Genomic DNA, 16,043 nt, shown 5'->3' on the forward strand with positions numbered 1-16,043 from the left:
CACACCACGGCCGCCGGCAGGCCCCGCGGATCGCGCAGGACCCGGCCGGCGGTGTTCAGGGGGCGATGGGGAGGTCCGCCCAGTGGGCCGCGCCGCGCGGAAGGGCGCGTTCGCCGTGCGCGGTCGCCAGCACGGCGACGATGCCGCCACCGCGGCCGTGCTCGTCCGGGTCGCGGCCGGCGGCACGGGCACGGTCTTCGGGGGCGGGTCCGCCGTCGTCGACCTCGATATGCAGGGCGCCGGACTCCGTGCGTTGCTCAAGGTGGAGGACGACGGGGGGCAGGGCGTGTTCGATGGCATTGGTGACGAGTTCGGAGACGACGAGCAGGACCACGTCGGCCGTGTCGCCGTCCGTGCCCCACGCGTCGAGGAGAGTGCGGGCGATGCGGCGCGCCGTGCCAGCGGACTCGGGGCGGCGCGGAAGGCTCCAGGCGCAAGCCACCTCCCCGGTACAGACCGCCGGAAGGACACCGGACGTGGCATACGGCGCGGGGCCGGCGGCTACTCGGGCGGTGGCGGTGGCGGCGTACATGGGGGTCTCCTCAGCGGGGGCGGCCGGCGCCGCCGGTGTGGCGGCGCCGGGCTGCCGTGACGTGACGGGCGGTCAGGCCGCCTTGAGCTGCGCGGCTGTCCTCACCACGCGCCGGGCCTGGTGACGGGCGGCGGCGCGGGTGGTGTCGTCCACCGGCTTCGTGCCCTGACCGTCCACGTGCGAGGTGCCGTAGGGGTTGCCGTCGGTGAACTTGACCGGGTCCGTGAAGCCGGGGGCGACCACGATGCCGCCGAAGTGGTGGACGCTGGTGTAGAGCGCCTGGAGCGTCGTCTCCTGTCCGGCGTGGGCGGTCGCGGACGAGGTGAAGCCGCTGTAGACCTTGTCGGCCAGCTTCCCCTGCGCCCACAGTCCGCCGAGGGTGTCGATGAACTGCTTGAGCTGCGCGGAGATGTTGCCGAACCGGGTGGCGGATCCGAACAGCACGGCGTCGGCCCACTCGATGTCCTCGGGTGTCGCCTCGGGGACATCCGCGGTGGCGGCGTGGTTGGCCGCCCACGCCGGATTGGCCTCGATGGCCGCCCGCGGGGCCAGCTCGGCGGCCTTCACCAGGCGGACCTCGGCACCCGCCTTCACCCCGGCATCGCGCAGTTCCCTGGCGATCTCGGTAATGGTGCCCGTGGAGGAGTAGTAGACGATCGAGAGCTTGACGGGAGTGGCCACGGCGGCGGCTCCGTTCGTTGTTGGGTTCCGATGGAATTGGTACTAGACGACCGGTCTACTAATCCAAAATAGACGACCGGTCCGATCGAAGTCAAGGTCGAGTGCCACGGTCGCGGCGGGAGCGGTGGGGAGCAAGGCTCGCCGGGCGGCGACGAGCCCCACCACCCCGCGGGGTTCAAGCGGTGACCGCAGCCTTCCCCGGGTCATTGGGGTGGGGCTGCAGAGCCGTCACCACCGAGGTCATCCACGGCCGGAGCGGCAGCGCGCCGAGCACCTTCCCGTACAGCTCATCCTCGTCGGCGGCCCGCCACAGGCCGATGCTGCGCAGTTCGCCCACCGGGCGCCACAGCCGGACGAGATGGCCGGCCGCGGCCAGCTCCCCGGCCCTGACGGATTCCTCGGCGCGGCGACGGTCGACCTCGGCAGGGTCGGTCCCCTCGGGAACAGTGGTGGTGAGTTCGACCAGGAACTCCTTCATGGCGGCTTCTCCTTCTCTCCGCGGGGCCTGTCGACCCCTCACGGCGATCTACCGGGGGCGCGGTCGCCCCCGGTGTGCTCCGCGGGCGCACACGGCCTGCGACCCGGCGGCGCACACGCTTTTGAAATAACTCGACCGGTCGTCTACCTTGGCATAGACGACCGCCCGGCTACTAGTCGGCAGCGCTCGTCCCCCTTGAAGGAGGTCAGGTCGCCATGAGCACGCAGGTTCAGAAGGTCGCGGTCGTCACGGGTGCGTCCCAGGGCATCGGCGCCGGGCTTGTCACCGCCTACCGCAAGCTGGGCTACGGCGTCGTCGCCACCTCGCGCCGCATCCCCGCGTCGGAGGACCCCGACGTCGTCACCGTCCAGGGCGACATCGCCGACCGCACGACCGCAGAGCGCGTCATCGCCGCCGGCGTCGAGCACTTCGGCCGTATCGACACGCTGGTCAACAACGCGGGGATCTTCGTCGCGAAGCCCTTCACCGACTACACAAAGGACGACTACGACGCGGTGCTCGGCGTGAACCTGGACGGCTTCTTCCGCATCACCCAACTCGCGGTGGAGCGCATGCTCGAGCAGGGCGGCGGTCACGTCGTGCAGATCACGAGCACGCTCGCCGACCAGGCCAACTCCAGCGTGACCTCCGTGCTCGCCTCCCTGACCAAGGGAGGACTGCAGTCCGCGACCAAGGCGCTGGCCATCGAGTACGCCGGCCGCGGCATCCGCAGCAACGCCGTGGCGCTGGGCACCATCAAGACGCCCATGCACCCCGAAGAGCATCACGCGGCACTCGCGGCACTGCATCCGCTCGGCCGCATGGGCGAGGTGAGCGACATCGTCGACGCGGTCGTCTACCTCGAGAACGCCCCGTTCGTCACGGGCGAGATCCTCCACGTCGACGGCGGCCAGAGCGCCGGGTCCTGAGCGCGGGCACTCGCCGCCGGCCTCGCCCGCGCGGGCCCGAGGCGGGGGCGCGCCACCTGTGCCCCTGCCGGTTGCCCCGGAACCGGCTGCCGACGGCCCGCCCGGTGCCCACGACGAACCACCGGCACAGGCCCCTCGGGGACCGGCCCCGGCGGCCGGGCGGGCCACTGCCTCGTCCCGGACCACGTCCGTCCCCGTCCCACGAGAAGAGAGGACACTCCATGACTTCGCCACTCGAGGGTCTCGCCGTGGACAATCCGGTTCTGGCCGCGCCGATGGCCGGCGGGCCCAGCACCCCCGCACTGGTCGTGGCGGCGGCTCGGGCGAACGGGCTGGGGTTCCTCGCCGGCGGATACAAGACCGCCGACGCACTGGCCGAGCAGATCGCCGAGGTCCGACGCCACGACATCGTCTTCGGGGTCAACCTCTTCGCTCCCAACCCCGTGCCGGTCGATCCGGAGGACTTCCGGCGCTATGCCGCCGCGATCGCCCCCGAAGCCCGGGTCTACGAGATCGACGTCCGGGCAGCGGGAATCGTCGAGGACGACGACCACTGGTCGGACAAGATCGATATGTTGCTGTCCGCGCCGGTACCGGTCGTCAGCTTCACCTTCGCCGTCCCGCACGCGGCCGTCATCGCCTCACTGCGTGCCGCCGGAACCCTGGTCGTCCAGACGGTCACGTCACCGGCGGAGGCCCGCCTGGCCGCGGACGCGGGCGCCGATGTGCTGGCAGTACAGGCGTCGGCCGCCGGAGGGCACTCCGGCACGCTCACCCCCGAACATGTTCCGGCCCCCGTCCCCCTGACCGATCTGCTGGGGCGCGTACGGGAGGCGGTGTCTCTGCCGCTCGTCGCCGCGGGCGGGCTGGCCACCCCGGCCGATGTGGCCGAGGCACTGCGCGCCGGGGCCGAGGCGGTCATGGTCGGCACGGTCCTGCTGCGAGCGGACGAAGCCGGTACCTCACTCCCCCACAAGGCGGCCCTGACCGACCCGCAGCGCCGTGGGACGGTGATGACCAGGGCGTTCACGGGCCGGCCCGCGCGGACTCTGGCCAACCGGTTCACCGACCGCTACAGCGGCCTCGCCCCCTCCGGCTATCCCGCCCTGCACCATCTGACCAGGCCGATGCGCCAGGCCGCCGCCGCGGCCGGCGACCCCGAACGGATCAATCTGTGGGCCGGCACCGGGTACCGCCGGGCCACCGCCCAGCCCGCCGCCGAGATCCTGCGGAGACTGGCCTCCCACGTCTGAACACTCCCAGCACCCCACGCACGCCAAGGCACCGGCGGTCAGGGACCTCCGGGCCGACGGAACTCCGGCGCCCCGCGCACGGACCCGTCGGCAGCGGACCGGGGCTCACGCCCCGGCCGCTGCATCCTGCGGCACCCGGGCTCCCAGCAGGGCCAGGCAATTCGCCCAGAGAACGCTCAACCGGGACGTGTTGTTGTAGAGCTTGGCGAGCAGCACCTGTCCTTCGAGCTGCGCCACGACCGCTCGCGCCCCCTCATGCGTGTCGGCGACACCGACCTCGCCCCGCTCGCGCGCCTCGGCGACGACCGACTCCACCATGGCGACCTGGGCGTCGAAGATCTCCTGCAGGCGCTCGCGGATCGCCTCGGTCTGGTTGCTCAGCTCCAGCGTGAGGTTCCCGAACAGGCAGCCGGAGACGGTGCCGCAGCTCTTCTGCCCCGCCCGCTGGGTCGCCTCGGTCTCCTCGAAGAGCTGGCGCAGTCGCTGCAGGGGCTCGGCGTCGCCGTGCAGAACCCGGGTCCACTCGCGGCGCTGGGCGGCCCAGTGCTCGTCGAGCACGGTCAGCGCCAGAGCCTCCTTGGACGCGAAGAAGTAGTAGAAGCTCCCCTTGGGCACCCCGGCCGTCTTGCAGATCTCGGCCACGCCCAGCGCCGAGTAGCCCCGCAGCTCGATGAGCGACTGCGTGGTGCTGATGATCTTCTCTCTGGCGTCACTGGTCCGTCCCATGCTTGCCAGTATACGACCGCTCGTCTACATTCTCACTAGACCGGTCGTCTACAAGGGTGGGGAATCGGTCGCCCGCATTGCGCGACCACGCACGGTGGACCCCGCGCGCCCACGCCCGTCCACAGATGAGAGCTGAAGCAATGAGCCATCCGATGCAGGACGTCCTTCGGCGCTGGAAGGCCGCTTTCGACGGCCATCAGCCCGACGCCATGGCCGATCTCTTCACCCCCGATGCCCTCTTCCAGGGCTTCGGAGCTGCCGTCCTCACGGGCCGGGACGCGGTACGGGACTACTACGAAGCCGTACCACCCGGCCGCAGGGCCGACGTGACAGTCCTGTACACCTACACGATCGGCGAGCAGGCCGCCGGCGGCTTCGCGGACGTCACGTTCGGCGACGCGCACGGCTGGGAGGCCCACGTGCACCTGTCGCTGGTGCTCCACCTCCACGACACCGGCTGGAAAATCGACCAGTACCACGTCTCCCGCGTCGAGGACGAACACCAGTAGTCCGGCAGCACTCGCCATCCGGTCGGAGGCACCGCACAAAGTGCAGCATGGTGACGCCCGGCAGCTGTCAACGCTCTCTGAAAACTGACCCCTGCGGGTCTCGGAAAATTGACCCCCGCGGCTGGTTCAACCCTGATTCGCGCGGTTCTCCTTGGCGAGGAGTTCGCGCCGCTGGCGAGTGCGATACGAATCACCGGTGAGGGTGAGAACCTCGGCATGATGGACCAGGCGGTCGATCATCGCGGCGGCCACGACGTCGTCCGAGAACGTTTCTCCCCAGCGCCCGAACGGCAAATTTGAGGTCACCATGACCGAGCCCTGCTCGTAACGGGACGCAATGAGTTGGAAGAACAGATTCGCGGCGTCCTGGTCGAACGGGATATAGCCGACCTCATCGATAATGATCAGCTTGTAGCGGCGGATCTTCTTCAGCTCGGCTTCCAGACGGCCGGCCTGGTGGGCCTCGCCGAGACGCGAAATCCAGTTGCTCGCGGTGTCGAACAGGACCGAATAACCTGAGTGGGCCGCCTTGACGCCGAGCCCGATGGCCAGATGTGTTTTCCCGAGTCCCGGCGGTCCGAGTAGAATTACGTTCTCCGCCTTCGCGACGAATGTGCCGGTCGCCAGGTGCGCGAGAACATCACGCCGCAGCGAGGGCAAGTGGTCGAGGTTGAAGTCCTCCAGCGTTTTGACCTGCGGGAAGTGAGCAGTGCGGATCCGCATCACCGTTCCCTTCGATTCCCGATCGGCCACCTGTCGCTGCAGCAGGGCGGCGAGGTATTCCTCGTGGGACCAGTTCTCGTCCCTTGCCTGAGCAGCGAGGTCCTCCCAGACGACACCCATCGTCGGCATCTTCAGTGCCCGGGTGAGATAGGCAATCATCGAGGGAAGCCCGTCCTTGTGGCCCGAACTCTCCTTGGTGGCAGTGGTCATTCGTTGCTCGCTTTCGTGGGTGTGGGGTCGAAATCGACACCGAAAAGGGCGTCGTAGTCGGGCAGGGCCCGCAGTGTGACGGCGTGGCCGTCGGGATGATGCCGGGTGGCGGCCTCGCGCCGCCGGCGTTCCAGGGCGAGGGCCTGGCGCATCCGGGCGGCGGCGGCCGCATGAGCGGGGTCGGTGACCACGGCCTGCTTGGCCCAGGACCGGTGGTGACGCGCGACGACCTGGCCGTCGCAGAACACCGTCACCTCCTCCGGCGACGCGGTCACGTCGACGAATCGGCCGATCACCTGCGGGTCCACGGAATAGTCGACGGTGTCGACGCGTACGTAGTAATCACGCGCCAGACGAATTCGGTTGTTCAGCCCGATCGGTGGGACGACGGGCGGCAGCGGAAGCATCGACTGATAGTCGGTCTCCAAAAGGTCGACCGGCCGGCCCTGAATCGAGCGGACCGTGCGGGAGTTGGCCCGCACCAGCCATTCCGCCAGCTGGCCGTTGAAATCCGCCGGCGAGGTGAACCGACGCCCGGGCAGGAACGATGTCTCCAGGAACTGGTTGTTCCGTTCGACCATTCCCTTGTATTCCGGGTCCCGCGGCGGCGCGAGCTGGATCCGGGTGGCCAGTGTCCCGGCAAAAGCCGCCGCCGGAGCAGTCACCCGACCCGTCCCGCCGATCGCGGACTCCCGATCCCGGACCAGCGTTCTGGTGACCCGCCCAATCGCGCCGATCAGGGACCACATACCCGACAGGATGTCGCCGCCCTGACGGGTCGGAATCATCGCTGCGGACAAGTAGCGGGAGAACCCCAGCGTCATGACCAGCACCGGCAGAATCCGTTCCTGACCGGTCATGACCGGTATCTTCGTCTCGGGAAACCACAGATCGCACTGCGTGATCCCGCCGGGCTCGTAGTGGACACGATCCACCGGGTCGATGCCCACGTATTCGGGCCGCAGCAGAGCCAGTCGCTTCCTCAACGGCGACATGGAGTACGGCCAGCCGATCCGTTCCGCGACGACCGGGGCCGGCATCCTCGGCCATTCCTTCAACAAGACACGGATCTGCGATTCGAAGGCGTCCACGACCGAACCCTGCAGGGCCCGCTCGTATTTGGGCGGCCGGTTTGAGTTCAACGCGGCCCGCACGGTATTCCGGGCCACCCCTAGCCGCCGCGCGATCTCCTTGATGGGTACGCCCTCCGCTCGATGCAGACGACGTATCTCGGCCCAATCCTCCACCTTTAGCACCCCCCATGATCAACAAGGGGGTCAACTTTCGGAAGCCTCCTGGGGGTCAGTTTTCAGGAACCAGCGACAGCAGCAAGGCACCCAGGACGCGGAACTGCGCGCGATTTGTCGCCGAAGACTCCAGGGCATCACCTCGAGGACGGCGGCACTCGCGCCGACCGGCTCGAAGTCGAACGTCGGGCAGCCGGCCCGAAGCCCAGGCGCCTCTCCCTCGGTCCGGTCCACCGCCGGGCCCGCCGACGCTTGGTGGTCGCCCACTCACCGATGTACCGGCAGCGCACCGCCGCATCCAGCATCCACGTCGACAGGAGCCCGGCGCTGACGGTCAGGCGCGAAGGCGGCTGTCGGGGCCGTCCTGATCCCCGGCCGTTTCGTCGTCGAACCAGTAGTCGCCAGCGGCCAGGCAGCGGAACCCGGCCGGGTCCGCAGTCACCCGGCCGGGTCCTGTCACGTCCCCCGGATCCGCCGGACCACTCCGGGCGCACCCGTGATGGCGGCGCCGCGCAGGCGGGCGGGCCAGGCCCGACGTCACCCGAAGGCCGCCCGATCCCGACCGGAACCGATCGCTCACCCGAACCCGGCCGAACACCGCAACCGACACGGTGCCGGGCGCGGTCAGCCGGTTCACCGATGCCCGAACTCCCCCACAACCGGCCCGGCCAGTGCGTCGGCGTCCGCCTCGGCAGACCAGCCGGACACGCGAACCTCACCCTCCACCCCGTCCTCCAGGACCAGCACCCGGTCATCGAGCCGGAACCGGTGCCTTGCGCCCACGACGCCGGCCACGTTCCGTGGTGCCGACCAGGAGCCGCTCGTGGGCCGTGCCCGTCCGTCCCATGCGGCCAACCATCACGCGTCCGACCCCGGAGCAAAATAGTTGACCGGTCGGCTACAATGAGGTGGAGCCGACTCGGGCTCCACAACGTTGACAGGAGAAGGACATGCCTTCGATCTTGATCGTGCTGACCGGTGCCCGGCACTGGACGCTGAAGGATGGCACCGCGCACCCGACGGGGTTCTGGGGGGAGGAGTTCATCGAGTCGCACCGGGCCTTCACCGCGGCCGGCGCCCAGGTGACTCTGGCCACGCCCGCAGGGGTGCGGCCGGTCGTGGACGAGCTGAGCCTGGCCCCGGCGATGAACGGTGGTGACGAGGCCAAGGTCGCCGGCTTCCGTGCCTACCTCGCCGAGGTCGACGGGTTCCTCGCCGCGCCCCGGCGGCTGGAAGACATGAATCCCGCGGACTACGACGCCGTGTTCGTGCCCGGCGGGCACGGACCGATGCAGGACCTGGCCGTCAGCGACACGCTCGGCCGGCTGCTGGTTTCGCTGCTCGACACTCCCGACAAGGTGGTGGCCTCGGTCTGCCACGGCCCGGCCGGCTTCCTCGCCGCCGGCCGCGCCGACGGCAGCTGGGCCTTCGCCGGCCGGCACCTGACCGCGTTCACCAACGACGAGGAAACCCAGGCCGGTTTCGCGGACAAGGCCCCCTGGCTGCTGGAGGACCGGCTGCGCGCGGCCGGCGCCAAGTTCGACGCCGGCGCCTCGTGGGGCAGCCACGTCATCGTCGACGGCAACCTGGTGACCGGCCAGAACCCCGGCTCCACCATCGACGCCGCCCACCGCGTGCTCGAGCTGCTCGCCTGACCACGCCCATGGCGCAGGGAGTGCCGCGGCGCGAGCGACCCGCTCGCGCCGCGGCACTCCCTGCTCAGGTCACCGGTTCGACACGCGGTACCCCATCGCGGGCAACGCCCTTGACGGGCATCACCAACGGCGGCGAACGGACGGAAGGGTGAACAGGACCAACCCCGTTCGCCCGAGCAAGCAACGAGATCACACGCCTGTCGCCGAGAACCACGAGGCGCCCCGGGGCATCCGGCAGCGATCCGGTTGCCGATCGGGGCTCCCCTGTCGCTCCCGAAAGAGCCCCCGAGCCGGGAGGTGCGCAGGCATGCCGCAGACCATGACGGCATCGATCTGCCGGGACTCTCCACCGGTGGCGCCTCGCTCGCCCCATCCGGGAGCCAGCTTTCGCTGGCATCGTCGTATGGCGACGACACAACTCGACGCGCGCCTGGACGAGGACACGGCGAACGCCGCCCGTCATGCCGCCGAGCTGCGGCACATGACCTGCAGCAGTACATCGAACACCTCGTGCGCAGCGACACCGACCCGCTGCGGGCGGCATTCACGGGCGCGGCGCGCAAGGTCATCGAGGAGTACGGCGACCTCATCGAGGAACGCGCCCGTGCACCTCGCGGTTGACCTCACCCGGATCCTGGAGATCGCCCGCATGACGGGCGAACAGGACCCCTCCCCCGACGACTTCGGCGTCCCCCTGGCCGCCGTGGAGCGCCACAAGGCCGTGTTGTTCGACCGGGACGTGTCCAACGGCGTCCACGCCCGAGCGGCCGCCCTCGCGCACACCCTGGGCCGGCTGAACCGGCTCGAGCACTCGAACATGACCGTCGCCGTCGCGATCGCCATCGCCTACCTCCAAGCCTGCGGCCGGCCGGTCAAACCCGGGCCCGAAGGCACCACCCTGCTCGTCGACGAACTGCGCCGTGAGGACTGCAGCGCCCACTCCGTCGCCGCCCTCCTGCGCACCTGGCCCACCTGACCACCCCGACACCGGCCGGCCCGCGCCCAAGCCGCCCGCAACGATCCCCTCACGGGGCGAACAAGTGGTCGTGGGCGGGGTCGTGCCGAATGCGGTCGCGGTCGGATCGCACACGTCCGCCACGTGGTCCCAGTCCTCCACGCGCGACGCCGGCCGAGGCCGGGACCGGCGATCCGGGCCACCGCCCGCACAGGCGGACTCGGCGGCGCCGTCTCGACAGCCAAGTCCCACTCCCGGTGTCGGACCGAGGCTGTGGCGCGGGAGTATGGCGTCGAGCTCCCGGTGCGCTCGCAACGCTGCGCGCCGGCACGACCATGGTCCGGGAACCGACGACACGAAGAGAGAAGCGTGCAGCATTCCTTGCCGCTTTTCCCACCCGAGACCCCACCACATCCCGCACGCCGGCCCGTGTCGCCACTGCGCCCACACCAACGCGAGGCCGTCGACGCGATCGTCCGAGCCCTGGAGAACCCCGACACCGACCTGGTCCCTGATGGGCCACACGGCGGGGCCAGGGCCACCGCAGTGATGGCCTGCGGCACCGGCAAGACCCGCATCGCCGCCGCCACCGCAGCCGCCCTCGCGCCCCGCGGCCACGTGCTGGTCCTGGTCCCCACCCTCGATCTCCTGACCCAGACCGTCACGGCCTGGCGAAACGCCGGACGCACCGCCGGAACCCAGATCGCCGTGTGCTCTCTGACCGGCGACCGCACCCTCGACCAGGCCGGAGTACGGTGCACTACCAGCGCCCCCCGATTGGCTCTGTGGGGGCCGTCCCGGGCCCTCTCACGGTGTACGCCACCTACCAGTCGCTGGGCGCCGTCCTGACCGCCCACCAAGGCGCCTACGGCCTCGCCTTGACCCAATTCGACCTCGTGATCATCTGATGACGGCGGCAACGTCGCGGGGGCGCCGGAGCGGCCGGGGTGGGGACCGGGTACCGGAGCAGCGTCACCGGCCCGGCCGTGTCCACCGGACCCGGCGGTCCCCGGCCTGGGCGGCCGCTCTGGCGGTGTGCGTCGCGTCGCTCGTGACGGACGCGTTCCCGCGGTTTCGGCGTGCGGTCGGGGATGGTCGGTGGCCGGGCGGTTGGTGTTCCGCCCGGCCTCCGGTTCGCCCAGTGCTTCGGTCAGCAGCTGGTGGTGGTGTCTCCGGCGTCGGCGCTGCAGGTGTCGGAGCCCAGGCCGCCGTTGGCGGTGTCTCCGCCGGCGCCGTCCTGGACGTTGATGGTGTCGTTGCCGAGGTTGCCGCTCATGGTGTCGGTGCCGGAGGTGTCGACGAGGGTGTCGTTGCCGTTCTGGCCGTCCAGGTCGTCGTTGCCCGGGCCGCCGTAGATGTGGTCGTCGCCGTTGTCGAACAGGTACAGCAGCGAACCCAGCAGCGTCTCCCCGTAGTTGGTGTCGTTGCCGGCCTCTCCGTAGAGGTAGTCGGCACCGTTGCCGCCGCCCATGACGTCGTCGCCGTCACCCCCGTACAGCGTGTCGTCGCCGTTGCCGCCGTCGACGACGTCGTTCCCGGACCCGGCGTGGATGAGGTCGGTGTTGTTGCCGCCGTTGAGGTCGTCGTTGCCGGTGCCTCCGTACAGCGTGTCGTTGCCGTTGCCGCCGTTGACGGTGTCGTTTCCGCCAAGGCCGCAGATGACGTCGTTGCCGTTGGTCCCGTTCAAAGTGTCGTTGCCGGCCGTGCCGGTGACGGTGCAGCCGTGCCCGTTGTCGACGGTGGTGTTCTCCACGGCGGTGTTGTTGCCCGGGGTGGAGTCGGCGACGGCTGAGGTGGTGGTGCCGGTGGCGGTCAGCGTGCCGGTGGCCTGCGGTTCGACGACCACGGTGATGGTCGCGGACGCGGCGTTGGTCAAGGTGGCGAGGGTGCAGTTCACGGTCGGGGCGCTGATCGTGCACGAGCCCTGCGAGGTGCTTGCCGAGACGATGCTGCGCGCGACACCGGACAGCGTCAGCGCCGAGGTCGTCGAGGTGGCGGTGGCCGGGCCGTTGTTGGTGACGGTCTGGGTGTAGGTGATCGTGTCGCCGAGCGCGACCGGATCGGCCGAGTCGGCGACGGTGGTGGCCAGGTCGGCGTTCGGGGCCAGGTAGGTGAACTGGTCGGCGGCGCCGGTGGCGCTGGTGCCGGCCGGGGTGGTGACCTGGACGTCGACGACTCCCGCGGCGTGCGCGGGCGAGGCGGCGGTGCAGGACGTTGCCGAACACGTCACGCCGGTGGCCGCGTTGCCGGGCCCGAAGGTGATGCCGGTGGCGCCGTTCAGGTCGGTGCCGGTGATGGTGACGACGGTGCCGCCCGCGGTCGGGCCCGTGGTGGGGCTGATGCCGGTGACGACCGGCGCCGGCGGCGCGACACTGCCGGGGGCGAACGCGATCGCGTACGGGAACGGGCCGAGCGGGAGGGTCGCGGTGACGGTGTTGGTGGCGGTGTCGATCACCGAGACGGTGCCGGCGTAGCCGTTGGGCACGTAGACGAAGGTGCCGTCGGGGGTGACCGCGGACTCGAACGGGCCGTTGCCGACGCCGACGGTGGCGACGACGGTGTCGGTGGCGGTGTCGATGACCGAGACGGAGCTCGCGCTGTTGTTGCTGACCCAGGCGCGGGTGCCGTCCGGGGACAGGGAGAGGCCGAACGGGCCGATCCCGACGGGGACGGTGGCGGTCACGGTGTTGGTGGCGGTGTCGATCACCGAGACGGTGTGCGAGTTCTGGTTGCCCACGTACGCGCGGGTCCCGTCCGGGGTCACCTTGATGACGTTCGGTTTCTGGCCGACGCCGACGGTCGCGACGACCGTGTGGGTGGCGTTGTCGATCACCGAGACGGTGTTGCCGTCGTTGTTGGAGACGTAGGCGCGGGCGCCGTCCGGGGTGAGCGCGACACCGAATGGGAGGGCGCCGACCGGGACGGTCGCGGTGACCGTCGCGGTGGCGGTGTCGACGACCGAGACGGTGTTGGCGTTCGAGTCGGCGGTGTAGAGGGTGTCGCCGTCCGGGGACACCACGAGCTTGATGGGGCCGGCGCCGACCGCGATGGTCGCGGTGACGGTGTTGGTCGCGGTGTCGATCACCGACACCGAATTGGAGCCGTTGTTGGCGGCGTAGACGTGCGCCCCGTCCGGGGACACCACCACGCCGAGCGGGGAGGAACCGACGGGGACGGTCGCGACCACCGTGTTGGTGGCGGTGTCGAGCGCGGTGACGGTGTTGCCGAACAGGTCGGCGACGTATGCCACCGGGGCGGGCGGCAGCGCCTGCGCGGCGGGGGCGGCCGGCGCGACCAGCCCGGTCATGGCGAGCGCGCCGGCGGCGACCAGCGCGGAGAACCTACGCCGCAGACGCGACGGACGTAACGCGGAGCGTGAGGACATCGGGTGTCCTGTCCCTTCCTCGAGGTTCACCCCGCGTCAGGGTGTCGGACGGGCGACCTCGAGGACGCCGCATGGACGCAGACCCCCCGGTCACCGCCACCGGGACGAACCCCGCGACGGAGCGAACATCCCTGGCGACCAACGACGTTGGCCCCCTCGACCCACCCAGCATGACACCCCGAACCCTCGCATCGGGTCGAAACCGGCACATCCTCGAACCAACGCCGAAAAACGGGTACCGGCCTCCGCCGTCCGGGGGTGCATACAGGCGGCCCGGCCCGCGGTGATGTGGGCGGGAAGATCCGATGGGAACGGCCCCCACGGTGGCCCCGTGTCGCGCCGAGGCAAAGCCGCGGTCGGCTCGCCCGGCGTCCTGAGCGGGAACCCCTTCCACGTGCCGGTCCACGTGCCGGTCCACGTGCCGGTCGACGTGTGTGGGTGTGGGCGCGGCCCGGGCGGCGGTCGCCCGTGCGCGTCCGCGCGATGCCGACCTGCGCGGTGCGAGGCTGCGCGAGGCGAAACCGATGGGCACCGACCCGGGCGTCGTGTGACGAGAACGTACGGCGCGGCACCCGGTGGTGCGGCGCCGTACGTGTTTCGCCCTCGACTACGGGGCGGGCCGGCACGGCCGGTGCCGGCCCGGAGGCGGGATTCCTCCGGGCGGGCCGACCGCTAGGCCTTTTCGAGGATGAACTTCTCGTGTCCGCCGCCGTTGGCGTTGACCTGGCCGTTCACCGTTCCGCCGGGGCCGGTGGCGGAGGTCACTCCGCTGTCGGTGACCAGGCGCAGGAACGTTCCGGGGAAGGCCACCGACTCGAAGGAGAACGAGCCGTCGGCCTGGGCGCGGGCGTTGAACTTCTCCCAGGGGAGGGAGCCGTACTGGCAGTTGACCGTCCCGCCCCCGGCCTGGTTGGCGGGGACGCCGGTGCCGTCCATGCGCAGGAACACGTTCGGGAAGGCCGCCGACTCGAAGGAGTACGAGCCGTCGGTTTCCGGGTGGACCTTGAACGTGGTCCAGGGGCCGGTGCCGTACTGACAGTTGACCTTCCCGCCGCCGTTGTCGGCGAAGGCGGTCACCCCGGTGCCGTCCATGCGCAGGAAGATGTTCGCAAAGAACGTCGAACGGATCGTGATCGTGTTTCCAGGCCTGGCGAGATCGGTCGCGGACAACGACACGATGCCCTCCTTCTTCGTCTGGGAGAATCGCGGACACGTTCTAGAAGCAACGCCGTTCAGTTAGGTGCGGGCGCGGGTTTGTCAAAGCCGGCAAACAGAGCAGCGGAGCTGCCGTAGAAGAGGTCTGTCACTCCAAGACATCCTCACCACGGGAGCTCCGCTGTTGGAACAGACTGCCACAAGGCGGACGGTCAAGGTGGCGGCCGGGGTTTTCGCGCCCGGCCACATCGGCGAGTTGACCCGGATCGTGCCCTTCGAGATGGTCGACGACGTGCTCGTGGCGACCAGGACGGTCGAGCGACGGGTCCGGCTGGTGCCGGCGCGGGTCACCGTGTATCTGCTGTTGGCCGGGGCGTTGTTCGCCGATCTTGGCTACCGGCAGGTCTTCGAGCGGTTGTGCGCCGGCCTGGCTGGTCCGTTGTCCGTCCGGCCGAGCGGCAGCGCGTTGCGCCAGGCCCGACAGCGCTTGGGGACAGCGCCGTTGAAGGCGTTGTTCGACCTGCTGCGCGGGCCGGTGGCCACGACAGCGGCCCAGGCGCGGTGGCGTGGGCTGCTGGTGGTTGCGGTCGACGGCACGCTGTTGCCGGTGCCGGACACTCCGGCGAACCTCGCCGTCTTTGCCAAGCAGCGGTGCAACAGCGGGGCCGGGGGCTATCCGCAGATCCGGCTGACGGCACTGGTGGCCTGCGGCACCCGGGCCGTGATCGGTGCGGTCTTCGGGCCGGCCACCACCGGCGAGCTGGAGTACGCCGGCCGCCTTGCGGGCGATCTGCGTGCCGGGATGCTGCTGCTGGGCGACCGGAACTTCGCCGCGGCCCACCTGTTGAACCGTCTTGCCGCCACCGGCGCGGACCTGCTGGTGCGGTGCAAGTCCGGTCGCAGACTGCCGGTGGTGGCCCGCTGCGGCGACGGCTCGTTCCTCACCCGGATCGGCGCGCTGACCGTGCGGGTCGTCGACGCCGAGATCGGCGTCGCCACGTCCCGGGAGACCCGCACCGGGCACTACCGGCTGCTGACCACCCTCACCGATCCGTCGGCGTACCCCGCCGCCGAACTCGTCCGGCTCTATCACGAACGCTGGGAGATCGAGACGGCCTACGCGGAACTCAAGTCCACGATCCTGGGCGGGCGGGTCCTGCGCGCCCGCACCCCGGCCGGGGTCGAGCAGGAGGTCTGGGCGCTGCTGGTCGCCTACCAGGTGCTGCGGACCGCGATGACGGATGCCACCGACAGCGTTCCGGGCACCGACCCCGACCGGGCCGGTTTCACCGTCGCGCTCTCCGCCGCCCGCGACCAGCTCGTCCTGGCCGCGGGCATCATCGCCGACACCGTCGTCGACCTGGTCGGCGCCATCGGTCGCCAGGTCCTGGTCCAACTCCTGCCCGAGCGGCGGGTCCGCACCAAGGACCGCATCGTCAAACGAGCGATCTCCAAGTACAACGCACGCGGACCCACCATCGATCGGACCACCTACAAAGCCACCATCAGCATCAGCGTGCTCATGACTGACCCTTGACACCACCCAACCCCGCCTTAACTGAACGGCGTTGGTTCTAGAAGACTCATGAAGATGTTGCGTTCTGG

The 16,043-nt window shown here is 70.3% G+C and carries 16 protein-coding genes and 1 pseudogene; 8 read left to right on the forward strand and 9 right to left on the reverse strand.

Annotation, left to right across the window (positions count from 1 at the left end; genetic code table 11):
* Positions 1–55 precede the first annotated feature (55 nt).
* From OG948_RS00150 to OG948_RS00160, 3 genes are all read right to left on the reverse strand, one after another.
* On the reverse strand, positions 56–532 hold the full coding sequence (locus tag OG948_RS00150; protein ID WP_406292749.1) for an ATP-binding protein: 477 nt from the start codon (positions 530–532) through the stop codon (positions 56–58).
* A 72-nt stretch (positions 533–604) separates the two neighbouring features.
* Positions 605–1,213 (reverse strand): NAD(P)H:quinone oxidoreductase, encoded by a 609-nt coding sequence (gene wrbA, locus OG948_RS00155; RefSeq protein ID WP_406292751.1) that lies wholly within the window; start codon positions 1,211–1,213, stop codon positions 605–607.
* Positions 1,214–1,388: 175 nt separating this feature from the next.
* Positions 1,389–1,691: a muconolactone Delta-isomerase family protein gene (locus OG948_RS00160; RefSeq protein WP_406292753.1), complete on the reverse strand. Its 303-nt coding sequence runs from the start codon at positions 1,689–1,691 to the stop codon at positions 1,389–1,391.
* Positions 1,692–1,906: 215 nt separating this feature from the next.
* Between OG948_RS00160 and OG948_RS00165 the strand changes: the two genes are divergently transcribed.
* Complete coding sequence (locus tag OG948_RS00165; protein WP_406292754.1) at positions 1,907–2,620, forward strand: SDR family NAD(P)-dependent oxidoreductase; 714 nt, start codon at positions 1,907–1,909, stop codon at positions 2,618–2,620.
* Positions 2,621–2,841: 221 nt separating this feature from the next.
* On the forward strand, positions 2,842–3,873 hold the full coding sequence (locus OG948_RS00170; protein ID WP_406292756.1) for a nitronate monooxygenase: 1,032 nt from the start codon (positions 2,842–2,844) through the stop codon (positions 3,871–3,873).
* A gap of 105 nt (positions 3,874–3,978) precedes the next feature.
* Here OG948_RS00170 and OG948_RS00175 read toward each other — a convergent pair whose 3' ends face one another.
* Entirely contained in the window at positions 3,979–4,599 is a 621-nt protein-coding gene (locus tag OG948_RS00175; protein WP_406292757.1) for a TetR/AcrR family transcriptional regulator, read from the reverse strand.
* 152 nt (positions 4,600–4,751) lie between these two features.
* Between OG948_RS00175 and OG948_RS00180 the strand changes: the two genes are divergently transcribed.
* Positions 4,752–5,108 carry a YybH family protein gene (locus OG948_RS00180; protein ID WP_406292759.1) on the forward strand — a complete coding sequence of 119 codons (357 nt, stop codon included), beginning with the start codon at positions 4,752–4,754 and terminating at the stop codon, positions 5,106–5,108.
* Between the two features lie 126 nt (positions 5,109–5,234).
* Here OG948_RS00180 and istB read toward each other — a convergent pair whose 3' ends face one another.
* The 3 genes from istB to OG948_RS00195 form a co-directional block, all read right to left on the reverse strand.
* Positions 5,235–6,041: an IS21-like element helper ATPase IstB gene (gene istB / locus OG948_RS00185; protein ID WP_331773332.1), complete on the reverse strand. Its 807-nt coding sequence runs from the start codon at positions 6,039–6,041 to the stop codon at positions 5,235–5,237.
* A complete protein-coding gene (gene istA / locus OG948_RS00190) occupies positions 6,038–7,297 on the reverse strand; it encodes an IS21 family transposase (protein WP_406292761.1) in 1,260 nt (419 codons plus the stop codon). Before istA ends, istB begins: the two co-directional genes overlap by 4 nt.
* A gap of 624 nt (positions 7,298–7,921) precedes the next feature.
* Positions 7,922–8,071, reverse strand: a complete 150-nt coding sequence (locus OG948_RS00195) for a hypothetical protein (RefSeq protein WP_406292762.1) — start codon at positions 8,069–8,071, stop codon at positions 7,922–7,924.
* 167 nt (positions 8,072–8,238) lie between these two features.
* On the opposite strand from OG948_RS00195, the gene OG948_RS00200 reads away from it, so the two are divergent.
* From OG948_RS00200 to OG948_RS00210, 3 genes are all read left to right on the forward strand, one after another.
* Entirely contained in the window at positions 8,239–8,943 is a 705-nt protein-coding gene (locus tag OG948_RS00200; RefSeq protein WP_406292764.1) for a type 1 glutamine amidotransferase domain-containing protein, read from the forward strand.
* A 604-nt stretch (positions 8,944–9,547) separates the two neighbouring features.
* Positions 9,548–9,919 carry a fic family toxin-antitoxin system, toxin component gene (locus OG948_RS00205; RefSeq protein WP_406292765.1) on the forward strand — a complete coding sequence of 124 codons (372 nt, stop codon included), beginning with the start codon at positions 9,548–9,550 and terminating at the stop codon, positions 9,917–9,919.
* Positions 9,920–10,267: 348 nt separating this feature from the next.
* Positions 10,268–10,747, forward strand: coding sequence for a DEAD/DEAH box helicase family protein (locus OG948_RS00210; protein WP_406292767.1), 480 nt, complete (start codon positions 10,268–10,270; stop codon positions 10,745–10,747).
* 301 nt (positions 10,748–11,048) lie between these two features.
* On the opposite strand, the gene OG948_RS00215 is transcribed toward OG948_RS00210, so the two are convergent.
* Positions 11,049–13,283: a beta-propeller fold lactonase family protein gene (locus OG948_RS00215; protein WP_406292768.1), complete on the reverse strand. Its 2,235-nt coding sequence runs from the start codon at positions 13,281–13,283 to the stop codon at positions 11,049–11,051.
* Between the two features lie 349 nt (positions 13,284–13,632).
* Here OG948_RS00215 and OG948_RS00220 point away from each other — a divergent pair.
* Positions 13,633–13,722, forward strand: a pseudogene (locus OG948_RS00220) (chaplin family protein); the annotation flags it as partial.
* Between the two features lie 233 nt (positions 13,723–13,955).
* Here the strand turns inward: OG948_RS00220 and OG948_RS00225 are convergent.
* Positions 13,956–14,459: a hypothetical protein gene (locus OG948_RS00225; protein WP_406292769.1), complete on the reverse strand. Its 504-nt coding sequence runs from the start codon at positions 14,457–14,459 to the stop codon at positions 13,956–13,958.
* 163 nt (positions 14,460–14,622) lie between these two features.
* Between OG948_RS00225 and OG948_RS00230 the strand changes: the two genes are divergently transcribed.
* A complete protein-coding gene (locus OG948_RS00230; protein WP_406292770.1) occupies positions 14,623–15,975 on the forward strand; it encodes an IS4 family transposase in 1,353 nt (450 codons plus the stop codon).
* Positions 15,976–16,043: the final 68 nt, after the last annotated feature.

Source organism: Embleya sp. NBC_00888 (genome assembly GCF_045207655.1).
In the GTDB taxonomy this organism is placed as follows: domain Bacteria; phylum Actinomycetota; class Actinomycetes; order Streptomycetales; family Streptomycetaceae; genus Embleya.